Raw genomic sequence first — 14,193 nt, 5'->3', positions numbered from 1 at the left:
GGGCGGGCCGCCGGCCTGGGCCCGCCCCGTCGGCATGGGTCCGTGTAACCCGACCGTAATCTCGAGGCCTCTTGACGCGGCACGTTGTTAGCGTTCACAGTCGGCAGAGCGACCCCGTTACGCGGGGGCTCGCAGCGATCGGCACGGCGCGGTCGGGGGCGCATGCCGTACGGAAAGCAATACAGGAAGGCTAAGGAGCGCTGGCGTAGCTCTTGTGATGTTAGCGCTCACATGAGAAGGGAATCCCCCAACGTGTTGAAGAGGATCTCGGCGCTGGTGCTCGCCGGGCTTACGGCGATGTCGGTGAGCGCGTGCGGCGGCAGCAGTGGCGGCAGCAGTGGCGGTGGCGGTGGCGGCAGCTCGATCACCATGGGCTTCTCCCAAGTGGGTGCGGAGAGCGGGTGGCGGACCGCGAACACCAAGTCGGTGCAGGACTCGGCCAAGAGCGCGGGCATCACGCTCAAGTTCTCCGACGCCCAGCAGAAGCAGGAGAACCAGATCAAGGCCATCCGCTCCTACATCCAGCAGAAGGTGGACGTCATCGCCTTCTCGCCGGTCGTGGAGTCGGGCTGGGACACCGTGCTCAAGGAGGCCAAGAACGCGAAGATCCCGGTCATCCTGACCGACCGCGCCGTCGACTCCAAGGACACCTCCCTGTACAAGACCTTCCTCGGCTCCGACTTCGTGGAGGAGGGCAAGAAGGCCGGCCAGTGGCTGGTCAACGAGTACAAGGACGGCAAGGACCCGGTGAACATCGTCGAGCTGCAGGGCACGACGGGCTCGGCGCCGGCCAACGACCGCAAGTCCGGGTTCCAGGAGGTCATCGGGGCCGATCCGAAGTTCAAGATCATCGCCTCCCAGACCGGCGACTTCACCAGGGCCAAGGGCAAGGAGGTCATGGAGGCCTTCCTGAAGTCCAACCCGGACATCGACGTGCTCTACGCGCACAATGACGACATGGGGCTGGGCGCGATCGAGGCCATCGAGGGTGCGGGCAAGGTGCCCGGCAAGGACATCAAGATCGTCACCGTGGACGCGGTCAAGGACGGCATGCAGGCGCTGGCCGACGGGAAGATCAGCTTCATCGTCGAGTGCTCGCCGCTGCTCGGCCCGCAGCTCATGGACCTCGCCAAGAAGGTCGTCAAGGGTGAGCAGGTGCCTGCCCGCGTGGTGACCGAGGAGACCACGTTCACGCAGGAGCAGGCCAAGCAGGTCCTGTCCTCCCGTCAGTACTGATCCGCCGGCCGGGTCGTCACCCCCGCACTTCGGCCGGGGCCGCTCGAAGGGCGATGCCCTCACCGGCCGGAGTGCGGGGCACGGAACCCACCCAACAGAGAAAGGCGCGAAATGGCCGCACCCGCGCCGGTCCTGACGATGAGCGGGATCGGCAAGCAGTTCCCTGGCGTGAAGGCCCTGGACGGCGTCGACCTGAGACTGCTGCCCGGGGAGGTGCACGCGCTCATGGGAGAGAACGGCGCGGGCAAGTCCACCCTGATCAAGGTGCTCACCGGCGTCCACCCCGCCGACGCGGGCACCATCGAGCTGGGCGGCGCCCCCGTGGCGTTCGGCAGCCCGCTGGAGGCGCAGCAGGCCGGCATCAGCACGGTCTACCAGGAGGTCAACCTCTGCACGAACCTGTCGGTGGCCGAGAACATCTTCATCGGCCGCGAGCCCCGCCGCAGAGGCCGCATCGACTGGAAGCGGATGCGGGCCAGGGCCGGCGAGCTGCTGGCCCGGCTGGAGCTGAGCCTGGACGTGTCGGCGCCGCTGTCGACGTACTCGCTGGCCATCCAGCAGATGGTGGCCATCGCGCGGGCGATCGACATCGAGGCGAGGGTGCTGATCCTGGACGAGCCCACGTCCAGCCTGGACGCGGACGAGGTCGAGCAGCTCTTCAGGGTGATGAGGAGGCTGAAGGAGGAGGGCATCGCCATCCTCTTCGTCTCCCACTTCCTCGACCAGATCTACGAGATATCGGACCGCATGACGATCCTCAGGAACGGACGGCTCGTCGGCGAGTACCTCACCAGGCAGCTCCCGCAGGTCGAGCTGGTCGCCAAGATGATCGGCCAGGAGCTGGCCGCGCTGGAGCGGCTGCACGGCGAGGCCAAGGTCTTCGACCGGCCGCTGGTCGAGGCGCGCGAGCTGGGCAGGCCGGGCGCCATCGAGCCGTTCACGCTCACGATCCACGAGGGCGAGGTCGTGGGCCTGGCGGGGCTGCTCGGCTCCGGCCGTACGGAGATCGCGAGGCTGCTGTTCGGCGCGGACCACGCGGGCACGGGCGAGATCGCGATCGGCGGGTCGCCGGCGTCGTTGCGTACACCGCGCGCGGCCATGAGCCACAAGATCGCGTTCTGCTCCGAGAACCGCAAGACCGACGGGCTCATCCCCGACCTCACCGTGCGCGAGAACATCATCCTCGCCCTCCAGGCCACCAGGGGATGGACCAGGCCGGTGCCACGCGAGCAGCAGGACGAGCTGGTCGGGAGGTACATCAAGGCGCTGAAGATCAGCCCGCCCAACCCCGAGCACCTCGTACGGAACCTCAGCGGCGGCAACCAGCAGAAGGTCCTGCTGGCCAGGTGGCTCATCCTCGAGCCCCGTCTGCTCATCCTGGACGAGCCCACCCGGGGCATCGACGTCGGCGCGAAGACCGAGATCCAGCGCCTGGTCGCGGAGCTGTCCGGCGGCGGCATGGCGGTCCTGTTCATCTCGGCCGAGCTGGAGGAGGTGCTGCGGCTCAGCCACAAGGTCGAGGTGCTGCGCGACCGGCGGCTGGTGGCCGAGCTGCCCAACGACGACGAGCTGACGACGGACGTGCTCATGGAAACGATCGCGAGCGGAGGCCGGACCTCATGAGGCGGCTGCTGTGGCCGGTGGTGGTCCTCGTACTGCTGCTGGTGCTGAACGTGCTCTTCACGCCGACCTTCTTCTCGATCCAGCTCAGAGAGGGCCACCTGTACGGCAGCCTGATCGACATCCTGCGCTTCGGCGCGCCGCTGATCCTGGTGTCGCTGGGGATGACGCTGGTCATCGCCACCGGCGGGATCGACCTGTCGGTCGGCTCGGTGGTGGCGATCTCGGGAGCGCTGGCCTGCCTGCAGATCAGCCAGGACGCGAGCGTGTTCACCGCCGTGGCGGTGGCCCTCGGGCTCTGCCTGGTGCTCGGGGCCTGGAACGGGTTCCTGGTCGCGGGCGTCGGCATCCAGCCGATCATCGCCACGTTGATCCTCATGGTGGCCGGGCGCGGCCTGGCCCAGCTCATCACCGACGGCCAGATCATCACCGTCAACAGTCCGGCGTACAAGGTGATCGGCGGCGGCTACTGGCTGACCGTGCCGTTCGGCATCCTCATTGTGATCGGTGTGCTGGCGATCACCGCGTTCCTCACCCGGCGGCTGGCGCTGGGCATGCTGATCGAGTCGGTCGGCGGCAACGCCGAGGCCAGCAGGCTCGCGGGCATCAGGGCGCGCGGGATCATCATCATGGTGTACGCCTTCGCCGCCCTGTGCGCGGGCGTGGCCGGGCTGATGATCAGCTCGAACGTCTCCAGCGCCGACGGCAACAACGCCGGCCTGTGGATCGAGCTGGACGCCATCCTGGCCGTCGTGATCGGCGGCACGTCGTTGTCCGGCGGCCGGTTCTCGCTCGGCGGCACCGTGCTGGGCGCGCTGATCATCCAGACCCTGACCACCACGATCTACTCGATCGGCGTTCCGCCGGAGACCACGCTGCTGTTCAAGGCGCTGGTCGTGACGGCGGTCTGCCTCATCCAGTCCCCGTCCTTCCGCGAGAAGGCGTTCCGCAGACGCGGCCGGACGACGCCGCACAACCCGGCGGCCAAGGAGAAAGTGCGGGTGACCGCGTGACGACGTTGACCGTCGGCCGGGCGAGCGTGCCCGCCAAGTACCTGCCGGTCCTGGTGACCGGGTTTCTGTTCCTGGCCATGTTCGTGGCCGGGGGGATCCGCTACGAGGGCTTCGCCAGCGGCCAGGTGATACTCAACGTCTTCATCGACAACGCCTTCCTGCTGGTGGTGGCGGTCGGGATGACGTTCGTGATCCTGACCGGGGGCATCGACCTGTCGGTGGGGTCCGTGGTGGCGCTGTCCACGATGATCTCGGCCAGCCTCATGCAGGGGCCGGGGTGGCCGCCGTACCTGGTGATCCCGCTGGTGCTGGTCATCGGGGCGGGGCTGGGGCTGGTGATGGGCTACATCGTGCACGCCTTCGACATCCAGCCGTTCATCGTGACGCTGGCGGGCATGTTTCTGGCCAGAGGGCTCTGCTACACGATCGGCACGGACTCGATCCCGATCGAGGATCCCACGTTCACGGCGTTCGCGCAGGCGAGGATCGACCTGTTCGCCGACATGTGGATCTCACCGAGCGTGATCGTCGCCGTGGTGGTCGTGCTGGTGGCCGCGTACGTGCTGCACTACACCCGGCTCGGCCGCGCGGTGTACGCCACGGGCGGAAGCGAGCAGTCGGCGCTGCTGATGGGGCTGCCCGTGGGACGGACGAAGATCGCGGTCTACACGATCAGCGGGTTCTGCTCGGCCCTCGGCGGCGTGCTGCTGTCGTTCTACATGCTCTCCGGATACGGGCTGCACGCCGTGGGCATGGAGCTGGACGCGATCGCGGCGGTGGTCATCGGCGGTACGCTGCTCACCGGCGGTAGCGGTTTCCTGTTCGGCGCCGTGCTGGGCGTGCTCGTGCTGGGCCTGATCCAGACAATCATCAGTTTCGAGGGCACCCTGTCGTCCTGGTGGACGAAGATCTTCATTGGAATGTTGCTCTTCGTCTTCATCTTGCTGCAGCGCCTGTTCTCAGCCCGATCCCGCCGCTGACCTGCGGGAAAGTTACCCGAAAGTTTCCGGTAGGTTATGCCCGGCCGTTGACATCGCCGTTGTTAGCGATAACAATCGGCGGAAAGCGAATGAGAATGTTGTTCTGATTCGTCACGCTCTGTGATCGAATCTCTCGCTCTATCGGCAGCTGCCGCATCCAGCGCTGCCGCGACCCCCATCGCAAGGAGATGACATGAGACTGGGACGAATCGGGGGCGTGGTGTCCGTCATCGCGCTCGCCGCGACGATGACGGCCTGCGGCTCGAGCACGAAGACCGTGGACACCCAGGCCTCCGCCTCGGCCGCCGCCGGTAACGCCGGCGCCCTGATCGGCGTCACGATGCCGACGAAGTCGTCGGAGCGCTGGATCCACGACGGCGACAACGTCAAGCAGCAGCTGGAGAAGCTGGGCTACAAGGTCGACCTCCAGTACGCCGAGAACGACATCCCCACTCAGGCCAACCAGATCGAGAACCAGATCACCAAGGGCGCCAAGCTCCTGATCATCGCCTCGATCGACGGCACCGCGATCACCTCGCAGCTGCAGCAGGCCGCCGACAACAAGATCCCGGTCATCGCCTATGACCGCCTCATCCGCAACAGCCCGAACGTCGACTACTACGCCACGTTCGACAACTTCAAGGTCGGCGTGCAGCAGGCGACCTCGCTGCTCAAGGGCCTCGGCGTCGAGGACGGCAAGAAGGGCCCGTTCAACGTCGAGCTGTTCGGCGGCTCGCCCGACGACAACAACGCCACGTTCTTCTGGAACGGCGCCATGTCGGTGCTCAAGCCGAAGATCGACGACGGCACCCTGAAGGTCGCGAGCGGCCAGACCGACTTCAAGCAGGCCGCCATCCTGCGGTGGGACCCGGCCACGGCGCAGAAGCGCATGGAGGACATCCTCACCAAGACCTACACCGGCGGCAAGAAGGTCGACGGCGTGCTCTCCCCGTACGACGGCCTGTCCATCGGCATCCTGTCGGCGCTGAAGAGCTCCGGCTACAGCAAGCCGTACCCGATCGTGACCGGCCAGGACGCCGAGCTCCAGTCGGTCAAGTCGATCATCGCCGATGAGCAGTACTCCACCATCTTCAAGGACACCCGCAAGCTCGCCGAGCAGACCGTGAAGATGGCCGACGCCGTGCTCAAGGGCCAGAAGCCCGAGGTGAACAACGAGAAGGACTACGACAACGGCAACAAGGTCGTCCCGTCGTACCTGCTCGACCCGGTGATCGTGGACAAGAGCAACTACAAGGAAATCATCATCGGCGGCAACTACTACACCGAGGACCAGCTCAAGTAAGGGCCTGAGCCCGGGGACCGCGAGGTCCCCGGGCTTTCCCTGAGCGAGGGGCATCATGACCGAGCACATCTTGCGGATGAGCGGGATCACCAAGACGTTCCCCGGCGTCAAGGCGCTGCAGAACGTCAACCTCTCCGTCCGGCGGGGCGAGATCCACGCCATCTGTGGCGAGAACGGCGCAGGCAAGTCGACGTTGATGAAGGTGCTCTCCGGGGTCTACCCGCACGGCGAGTACGAGGGCGAGATCACTTTCGAGGGGAAGACGGTCGAGTTCGGCGGCATCCGCGACAGCGAGCACGCCGGAATCGTCATCATCCACCAGGAGCTGGCCCTCAGTCCGCAGCTGTCGATCGCGGAGAACATCTTCCTCGGCAACGAGCGAGCCAAGCGCGGCTTCATCGACTGGAACCGCACCAACTACGAGGCCGGCGAGCTGATGAAGCGGGTCGGCCTGCGTGAGAACCCGACGACCCCGATCTCCGACATCGGCGTGGGCAAGCAGCAGCTCGTCGAGATCGCCAAGGCGCTCTCGAAGGAGGTGAGGCTGCTCATCCTCGACGAGCCGACCGCCGCGCTCAACGACGACGACTCGGCCCACCTGCTCGACCTCCTTCGCGGCCTGCGGGACGAGGGCATCACCTGCGTGATCATCTCCCACAAGCTGAACGAGGTCATCTCCATCGCCGACGCCGTCACGATCATCCGCGACGGGCAGACGATCGAGACGCTGGACATGGCCTCCGGTCACGTCACCGAGGACCGCATCATCTCGGGCATGGTCGGCCGCGCGCTCGACAACCGCTTCCCGCCGCACGAGCCGACGATCGGCGAGGAGGTGCTGCGCATCGAGGACTGGACGGTCTACAGTCCCAGCCAGCCCGGCAGGAAGGTCGTCGACGGCGCCGCGCTGACGCTGCGCCGGGGCGAGATCGTCGGCCTCGCGGGGCTGATGGGCGCCGGGCGCACCGAACTCGCGATGAGCGTCTTCGGGCGCACGTACGGCGTGCACATCTCGGGCAAGATCTTCAAGGACGGCAAGCCGATCGAGATCCGCAACGTGCAGGACGCGATCGGCCACGGCATCGCCTACGCCACCGAGGACCGCAAGAGGTACGGCCTCAACCTCATCGAGGACATCAAGCGCAACGTCTCGGCGGCCGGGCTCACCGGGCTGTCCAAGCGCGGCTGGGTCAACGAGAACGAGGAATACCGGGTCGCCGAGCAGTTCCACAAGAGCATGAACATCAAGGCGCCCAGCGTCAACAGCGTCGTCGGCAAGCTGAGCGGCGGCAACCAGCAGAAGGTCGTGCTCTCCAAGTGGATCCTGACCGAGCCTGACGTGCTCATCCTCGACGAGCCCACCAGGGGCATCGACGTCGGCGCCAAGTACGAGATCTACACGATCATCAACCGCCTGGCCGACCAGGGCAAGGCCGTGCTCGTGATCTCGTCCGAGCTGCCCGAGCTGCTGGGCCTGTGCGACCGCATCTACACCCTCTCCGAGGGCCGCATCACCGGCGAGGTGCCGCGCCAGGAGGCCACCCAGGAACACCTCATGTACTTGATGACCAAGGGACAGGAAAAATGAGTAGCATCACGCCCACCGACGTGGAGGTCGGCGCCAAGGGCGACGGAGGAGCGCCACGGCAGCCGGGCAGGGTGTCGCTCGGCGGAGTGTCGCTCAACCTGCGATCCAGCGGCATCTACATCGCCTTCGCGCTGATCGTCGTGCTGTTCTCGGTGCTGACCGACGGCGCGATGCTCCAGCCGCAGAACATCTCCAACATCATCGTCCAGAACTCCTACGTCCTGATCCTCGCGATCGGCATGATCCTGATCATCATCGCCGGGCACATCGACCTGTCGGTCGGCTCGGTGGTGGCGGTCACGGGAGCCTTGGCCGCCGTGCTCATGGTGAACATGGGCTGGCCGTGGCCGCTGGCCCTGCTGGTCACGCTGGTGGCCGGGGCGCTCATCGGGGCCTGGCAGGGGTACTGGATCGCGTACTTCGGCATCCCGGCGTTCATCGTGACGCTCGCGGGCATGTTGCTGTTCAGGGCGCTGACCCTGACCGTGCTGGGCAACCAGGGCATCGGCCCGTTCCCCGACCAGGTCCGCACGCTGGCCAACGGCTTCACCAACGGCTACCTCGGCAACATCGGCCTCGGCCCGCTCGGCGGCGCCGACCTGTTCAGCCTGCTGATCGGCGTCGTCGCCATCGCCGGCATGGCGGCCAGCCAGTGGCGCACCCGCAACGCCCGCCGCGGCTACGGCCAGGCGGTGGAGCCGATGGCGCTGTTCGTGCTGAAGCTGGCGGCCGGGGCCGCGCTGATCCTCTTCCTGGTCGTGCAGCTCGCCCGCTTCAAGAACCTCCCGTGGGTTCTGGTGCTGCTGGCGGTGCTCGTGCTGGGGTACTCGCTGATGGCCAACCGCACGGTCTTCGGCCGGCAGATCTACGCCATCGGCGGCAACCTGCAGGCGGCGGTCATGTCCGGCGTGAAGGTCAAGTCGGTGGTCTTCTGGATCTTCGTCAACATGGGCGTGCTGTCGGCCATCGCCGGAATCATCTTCGCCGGCCGACTCAACCAGGCGGGTCCCACCGCGGGCAACAGCTTCGAGCTGGACGCCATCGCGGCGGCCTTCATCGGCGGCGCGGCCGTGCAGGGCGGCGTCGGCAAGGTGGTCGGCGCGATCACCGGCGGCCTGATCATGGCGGTCATCAACAACGGCATGTCCCTGATCGGCTCCCCCAGCGAGCGGGTCATGCTCGTCAAGGGCGCCGTCCTCCTGGCGGCCGTCGCGTTCGATGTGTGGACCAAGCGTAGGGCGGGTGCCTCGCGTTAGTAAGATCCCCTGAGCCCAGCGAAAGGAGAGACCGTGACGACCCCCAAGCGCCGCCTGCCGGTCATGGCCGACGTGGCCAAGGAGGCGGGCGTGTCGCACCAGACGGTCTCCCGGGTGCTCAACGACCACCCGAACGTCCGGCCCGACACCCGGGCCCGGGTGGAGGAGGCGATCACCCGGCTGGGCTACCGACGTAACCTGGTCGCCCGCGCCCTGGTCACCAAGCGGTCGCGGACGCTCGGCGTGGTGAGCTTCGACACCACCCTGTACGGCCCGGCCAGCACGATCTACGGCATCGAGCAGGCGGCCAGGACGGCGGGCTATTTCGTCAGCATCGTCAGCCTGAAGTCGATCGACGCGGCGAGCGTGCGCGACGCCATCGACTACCTCGCCGAGCAGGGCGTGGACGGGGTCGTGGTGGTCGCGCCGCAGCGCTCGGCCGGGCGGGCCCTGGAGAACCTGCCGCCCGGCATGCCGGCGGTGGCGGTCGAGGGCACGCACGCCGCCGACGTGTCGGTGGTCTGCATCGACCAGGTCCAGGGCGCCAGGCTCGCCACCCGCCACCTGCTGGAGCTGGGCCACGAGACCGTGTGGCACGTCAGCGGCCCGCCAGACTGGCTGGAGACCGAGGGCCGGATGGAGGGCTGGCGCGCCGCCCTGAGAGAGGCGGGCCGGCCGGCGCCCGAGCCGCTGGCCGGCGACTGGAGCCCCCGCGCCGGCTACGAGGCGGGCAAGAGCCTGGCCGCGATGGAGGGCGTCACGGCCGTGTTCGCGGGCAACGACCAGATGGCGCTCGGCGTGCTGCGGGCGCTCAGCGAGGCGGGCGTGCGGGTCCCCGGCCAGATCAGCGTGGTGGGCTTCGACGACATCCCAGAGTCGGAGTTCTTCTCGCCGCCGCTCACCACGGTCAGGCAGGACTTCGACGTGGTGGGCCGGCACTGCATCGAGGTGCTGCTGCGGCAGATCGACGTGGGGCCGACCGCGTTCGAGCGCCTGGTCGTGCCGCCCAGCTTCGTCGTACGGTCGAGCACGGCGCCGGTTCGGTAGGCGATGATTGGCATGGAAATAACCCCCGGGAGTAAAATGTGAACGCTAACAGTTACGTGGTCGGAGTGGACTTCGGCACGCTCTCAGGGCGTGCCGTCGTCGTCCGCGTCAGCGACGGCGCCGAGCTGGGCAGCGCCGTCCACGAGTACACCCACCGCGTGATCGAGCACAGCCTGCCTGGCTCCGGCAAGAGGCTGGGGCCGGACTGGGCGCTGCAGTCGCCGCAGGACTGGATCGACGTGCTGAAGATCGCCGTGCCCCAGGCGATCGCCGCCGCCGGTGTCGCACCCGAAGAGGTCATCGGCGTCGGCACCGACTTCACCGCCTGCACCGTGCTGCCCACCACGGCCGACGGCACGCCGCTGTGCTTCGAGACCCCGGACGAGCCGCACGCCTGGCCGAAGCTGTGGAAGCACCACGCCGCGCAGCCGCACGCCGACCGGATCAACGAGCTGGCCGCGCGCCGGGGCGAGAGCTGGCTGCCGCGCTACGGCGGCAAGATCTCCTCGGAGTGGGAGTTCGCCAAGGGCCTGCAGGTCCTGGAGGAGGCCCCCGAGGTGTACGCCAGGGCCGAGCGCTGGATCGAGGCCGCCGACTGGATCATCTGGCAGCTCACCGGCGTGGAGAGCCGCAACATCTGCACTGTCGGCTACAAGGGGATATTTCAGGACGGCGGCTACCCGTCCGAGGAGTACCTCGGCGAGCTCAACCCCGGCTTCGCCGGCTTCGTGCGTAAGCTCGCCACCGGACAGGTCGGCGAGCAGGTCAACGGCACCACGCTGGCCCCGCTCGGCGGCCTCGCCGGACGCCTGACCGCGCAGGCGGCCGAGTGGACCGGCATCCCCGAGGGCGCCGCCGTGGCGGTCGGCAACGTGGACGCCCACGTCACCGCGGCCGCCGCCGACGCCGTCAGGCCCGGCCAGATGGTGGCCATCATGGGCACCTCCACCTGCCACATCATGCCCAGCGACCGGCTCGCCGAGGTGCCCGGCATGTGCGGCGTCGTACGCGACGGCATCGTCCCGGGCCTGTGGGGCTATGAGGCCGGCCAGTCGGCGGTCGGCGACATCTTCGCCTGGTTCGTGGACAACTTCGGCGGCGACCTGGACCACGAACGCCTCACCGCGCTGGCCGAGAAGCAGGCCGTCGGCGAGCACGGCCTGGTCGCGCTCGACTGGTTCGGCGGCAACCGCTCGGTGCTCGTGGACCACAACCTCTCCGGGGTGATCATCGGCCAGACCCTGGCCACCAAGCCCGAGGACGTCTACCGGGCGCTCATCGAGTCCACGGCGTTCGGCGCCCGCATGATCGTGGAGACGTTCGAGAAGTCGGGCGTGCCGGTCGAGGAGTTCGTGGTCGCCGGCGGCCTGCTGAAGAACCGCTTCCTCATGCAGGTCTACGCCGACGTGCTGCGCCGCCCGCTGTCGGTCATCGGCTCCGACCAGGGGCCCGCGCTCGGCTCGGCCATCCACGCGGCCGTCGCCGCCGGCGCCTACCCCGGCATCGAGGAGGCCGCCGCGGCCATGGGCAAGCGCACCGAGGCCGCGTACGTGCCCGACGAGGCCAGGGCCGACGCCTACGACCGGCTCTACGCCGAGTACCGCAGGCTCCACGACTTCTTCGGAGACGGAAAGATGCTGCACGCCCTCCGCGCGATCAGGAACGAGGCCCAGGCATGACCATCAGGAAGATCGTCGCCGATCTGCACGCCGAGCTCGTGCGCTACAACCTGGTGGTCTGGACGGCCGGCAACGTCTCGGGCCGGATCCCCGGTGAGGACCTGTTCGTGATCAAGCCGTCCGGGGTCTCCTACGACGAGCTGACGCCGGAGAACATGGTCGTGTGCGACCTCGACGGCAACCTCGTGGAGGGCGAGCACGCGCCGTCCAGCGACACCGCCGCGCACGCGTACGTCTACCGCAACATGCCCGACGTCGGCGGTGTCGTGCACACCCACTCCACCTACGCCTCTGCCTGGGCCGCCCGCGGTGAGGCCATCCCCTGCGTGCTGACCGCGATGGCCGACGAGTTCGGCGGCGAGATCCCGGTCGGCCCGTTCGCGCTGATCGGCGACGACTCGATCGGCCAGGGCATCGTCGAGACGCTCAAGGGCCACCGGTCCAAGGCCGTCCTCATGCAGAACCACGGCGTGTTCAGCATCGGCAAGGACGCGAAGGCCGCGGTGAAGGCCGCCGTGATGTGCGAGGACGTGGCCCGTACCGTCCACGTTGCCAGACAGCTCGGCGAGCCGCTGCCCATCCCGCAGGACGACATCGACCGCCTGTACGACCGCTATCAGAACGTCTACGGACAGAGGAGCCCGCGTTGAAGATCTGGTTTCTGACCGGCAGCCAGGGGCTGTACGGCGAGGACACGTTGCGCCAGGTGGCCGAGCAGTCCCAGCGGATCGCCGAGCAGCTTCCCGTGCCCGTGGACTGGAAGCCCGTCCTCACCGACGCCGCGGCGATCAGGCGGGTCATGCTGGAGGCCAACGCCGACGACGAGTGCGCCGGCGTGATCGCGTGGATGCACACGTTCTCCCCGGCCAAGATGTGGATCGCGGGGCTCGACGCGCTGCGCAAGCCGCTGCTGCACCTGCACACGCAGGCCAACGTGGAGCTCCCGTGGAGCACCATCGACATGGACTTCATGAACCTCAACCAGGCCGCGCACGGCGACCGCGAGTTCGGGTTCGTGCAGACCCGCCTGGGCGTGCCGCGCAAGACCGTGGCCGGGCACGTCAGCGACCCGTCGGTGGGCGAGCGCATCCAGGCCTGGGTGCGCGCGGCCAAGGGCCTGGCCGAGGTCCGCACGCTGAAGCTGGCCCGCTTCGGCGACAACATGCGCGACGTGGCGGTCACCGAGGGCGACAAGGTCGAGGCGCAGCTGCGCTTCGGCGTCTCGGTGAACACGTACGGCGTGAACGACCTGGTCGAGGCCGTGGACGCGGCGTCCGACGCGGACGTGACGGCGCTGGTCAAGGAGTACGCGGAGCAGTACACCGTCGCGCCCGAGCTGCTCGGCGAGCGCAACGAGTCGCTGCGTTACGCGGCCAGGATCGAGCTGGGCCTGCGCGGCTTCCTCGAGGCGGGCGGCTTCAGGGCGTTCACCACGAACTTCGAGGACCTCGGCGGCCTGCGCCAGCTCCCCGGCCTGGCCGTGCAGCGGCTCATGGCCGACGGGTACGGCTTCGGCGGCGAGGGCGACTGGAAGACCTCGGTCCTCCTGCGCACCCTGAAGGCCATGACGCCGGGCGGCACGTCGTTCATGGAGGACTACACCTACGACCTGACGCCCGGCCAGGAGCTCATCCTCGGCGCGCACATGCTCGAGGTCTGCCCCTCGATCGCCTCCGGCACGCCGTCGTGCGAGATCCACCCGCTGGGCATCGGCGGCAGGGAGGACCCGGTCCGGCTCGTGTTCGACGCCGAGCCGGGGCCCGGCATCGTGGTGGGCCTGGCCGACATGGGCGACAGGTTCCGGCTGGTGGCCAACGAGATCGACCTCGTGGCGCCGCCCCAGCCGCTGCCCAAGCTGCCGGTCGCCCGCGCGGTCTGGACCCCCCGCCCCAACTTCCGCACGTCCACGGAGTCGTGGCTCACGGCGGGCGCGCCGCACCACACGGTGCTGTCCACGGCCGTCGGCCGCGCGGAGCTGACCGACCTGGCCGACATGCTCGGCGTGGAGCTGGTGATCATCGACGCCGACACGACGACCGAGCGCTTCGCCAAGGAGCTGCGCTGGAACCAGGCGTACTACCGCCTGGCCCAGGGCTTCTAGTCGTCGTCGGAGGGTTTCTTCGGGGCGTTCCTGCGCTGCTCCTCGGCACGCTCGCGGCAGCGGCGCAGGAACTCCTCGTCGTCATCGGGGTTGGTGGCGGCGAAGCGGCCGGGACGGTCGTACTCGGGGAACGCGTTCGGCTGCGTGACCGCCTGCGACCGCTCCGGACGCCCCGCCACCAGCCAGGCGATGGAGCCGATCAGCGGGAAGAGCAGCACGATGAGCACCCAGGCGATCTTCGGCAGGTTTCTGCAGAGCACGTCGGGCGTGGTGATGGCGTCGAAGAGGCAGTAGAGCCAGAGCACAAGCGTGACAAGGCCGATGGCCTCGGACAGGTAGAGCACGGCACACCTCCGTCAGCGGCACTCGA

General features: G+C 68.3%; 12 protein-coding genes. 11 read left to right on the top strand and 1 reads right to left on the bottom strand.

Going from position 1 to position 14,193, the window contains the following annotated elements:
- Window positions 1-252: 252 nt before the first annotated feature.
- The 11 genes from ABN273_RS27190 to araA all read left to right on the top strand — a co-directional run bounded on the left by ABN273_RS27190 (window position 253) and on the right by araA (window position 13,823).
- On the top strand, window positions 253-1,236 hold the full coding sequence (locus tag ABN273_RS27190; protein WP_349451853.1) for an ABC transporter substrate-binding protein: 984 nt from the start codon (window positions 253-255) through the stop codon (window positions 1,234-1,236).
- A gap of 111 nt (window positions 1,237-1,347) precedes the next feature.
- The gene (locus ABN273_RS27185; RefSeq protein WP_349451852.1) at window positions 1,348-2,859 is read left to right on the top strand and encodes a sugar ABC transporter ATP-binding protein; all 1,512 of its coding nucleotides are present in this window, start codon (window positions 1,348-1,350) and stop codon (window positions 2,857-2,859) included.
- Window positions 2,856-3,869, top strand: a complete 1,014-nt coding sequence (locus ABN273_RS27180; RefSeq protein ID WP_349451851.1) for an ABC transporter permease — start codon at window positions 2,856-2,858, stop codon at window positions 3,867-3,869. The genes ABN273_RS27185 and ABN273_RS27180 overlap by 4 nt, the downstream gene beginning before the upstream one ends.
- Window positions 3,866-4,849 carry a galactofuranose ABC transporter, permease protein YjfF gene (gene yjfF / locus ABN273_RS27175; RefSeq protein WP_349451850.1) on the top strand — a complete coding sequence of 328 codons (984 nt, stop codon included), beginning with the start codon at window positions 3,866-3,868 and terminating at the stop codon, window positions 4,847-4,849. Before ABN273_RS27180 ends, yjfF begins: the two co-directional genes overlap by 4 nt.
- Before the next feature lie 193 nt (window positions 4,850-5,042).
- Window positions 5,043-6,152: a multiple monosaccharide ABC transporter substrate-binding protein gene (gene chvE, locus ABN273_RS27170; RefSeq protein ID WP_349451849.1), complete on the top strand. Its 1,110-nt coding sequence runs from the start codon at window positions 5,043-5,045 to the stop codon at window positions 6,150-6,152.
- 55 nt (window positions 6,153-6,207) lie between these two features.
- Window positions 6,208-7,740: a multiple monosaccharide ABC transporter ATP-binding protein gene (mmsA, locus tag ABN273_RS27165; protein WP_349451848.1), complete on the top strand. Its 1,533-nt coding sequence runs from the start codon at window positions 6,208-6,210 to the stop codon at window positions 7,738-7,740.
- Window positions 7,737-8,996: a multiple monosaccharide ABC transporter permease gene (gene mmsB / locus ABN273_RS27160; RefSeq protein WP_349451847.1), complete on the top strand. Its 1,260-nt coding sequence runs from the start codon at window positions 7,737-7,739 to the stop codon at window positions 8,994-8,996. Before mmsA ends, mmsB begins: the two co-directional genes overlap by 4 nt.
- Before the next feature lie 33 nt (window positions 8,997-9,029).
- A complete protein-coding gene (locus ABN273_RS27155) occupies window positions 9,030-10,043 on the top strand; it encodes a LacI family DNA-binding transcriptional regulator (protein ID WP_502911141.1) in 1,014 nt (337 codons plus the stop codon).
- Window positions 10,044-10,099: 56 nt separating this feature from the next.
- A complete protein-coding gene (gene araB / locus ABN273_RS27150) occupies window positions 10,100-11,722 on the top strand; it encodes a ribulokinase (RefSeq protein WP_349451934.1) in 1,623 nt (540 codons plus the stop codon).
- Window positions 11,719-12,372 carry an L-ribulose-5-phosphate 4-epimerase gene (locus tag ABN273_RS27145; protein WP_349451846.1) on the top strand — a complete coding sequence of 218 codons (654 nt, stop codon included), beginning with the start codon at window positions 11,719-11,721 and terminating at the stop codon, window positions 12,370-12,372. Before araB ends, ABN273_RS27145 begins: the two co-directional genes overlap by 4 nt.
- Window positions 12,369-13,823 (top strand): L-arabinose isomerase, encoded by a 1,455-nt coding sequence (gene araA / locus ABN273_RS27140; RefSeq protein ID WP_349451845.1) that lies wholly within the window; start codon window positions 12,369-12,371, stop codon window positions 13,821-13,823. The genes ABN273_RS27145 and araA overlap by 4 nt, the downstream gene beginning before the upstream one ends.
- On the opposite strand, the gene ABN273_RS27135 is transcribed toward araA, so the two are convergent.
- Window positions 13,820-14,167, bottom strand: a complete 348-nt coding sequence (locus ABN273_RS27135) for a PLD nuclease N-terminal domain-containing protein (RefSeq protein WP_349451844.1) — start codon at window positions 14,165-14,167, stop codon at window positions 13,820-13,822. The genes araA and ABN273_RS27135 overlap by 4 nt on opposite strands.
- Window positions 14,168-14,193 lie beyond the last annotated feature (26 nt).

Origin of the sequence: Nonomuraea sp. B19D2, assembly GCF_040137845.1 — a bacterium.
GTDB lineage: Bacteria > Actinomycetota > Actinomycetes > Streptosporangiales > Streptosporangiaceae > Nonomuraea.
The sequence above is the reverse complement of the archived record's forward strand: the minus strand, read 5'-3'. Positions and strand labels throughout refer to the sequence as shown.

Excerpts from the sequence above, each read along its gene's own strand:
- ABN273_RS27185 (WP_349451852.1), top strand. The coding sequence starts at position 1,348 with ATGGCCGCACCCGCGCCGGTCCTGACGATGAGCGGGATCGGCAAGCAG.
- ABN273_RS27180 (WP_349451851.1), top strand. The coding sequence starts at position 2,856 with ATGAGGCGGCTGCTGTGGCCGGTGGTGGTCCTCGTACTGCTGCTGGTG.
- chvE (WP_349451849.1), top strand. The coding sequence starts at position 5,043 with ATGAGACTGGGACGAATCGGGGGCGTGGTGTCCGTCATCGCGCTCGCC.
- mmsA (WP_349451848.1), top strand. The coding sequence starts at position 6,208 with ATGACCGAGCACATCTTGCGGATGAGCGGGATCACCAAGACGTTCCCC.
- mmsB (WP_349451847.1), top strand. The coding sequence starts at position 7,737 with ATGAGTAGCATCACGCCCACCGACGTGGAGGTCGGCGCCAAGGGCGAC.
- ABN273_RS27145 (WP_349451846.1), top strand. The coding sequence starts at position 11,719 with ATGACCATCAGGAAGATCGTCGCCGATCTGCACGCCGAGCTCGTGCGC.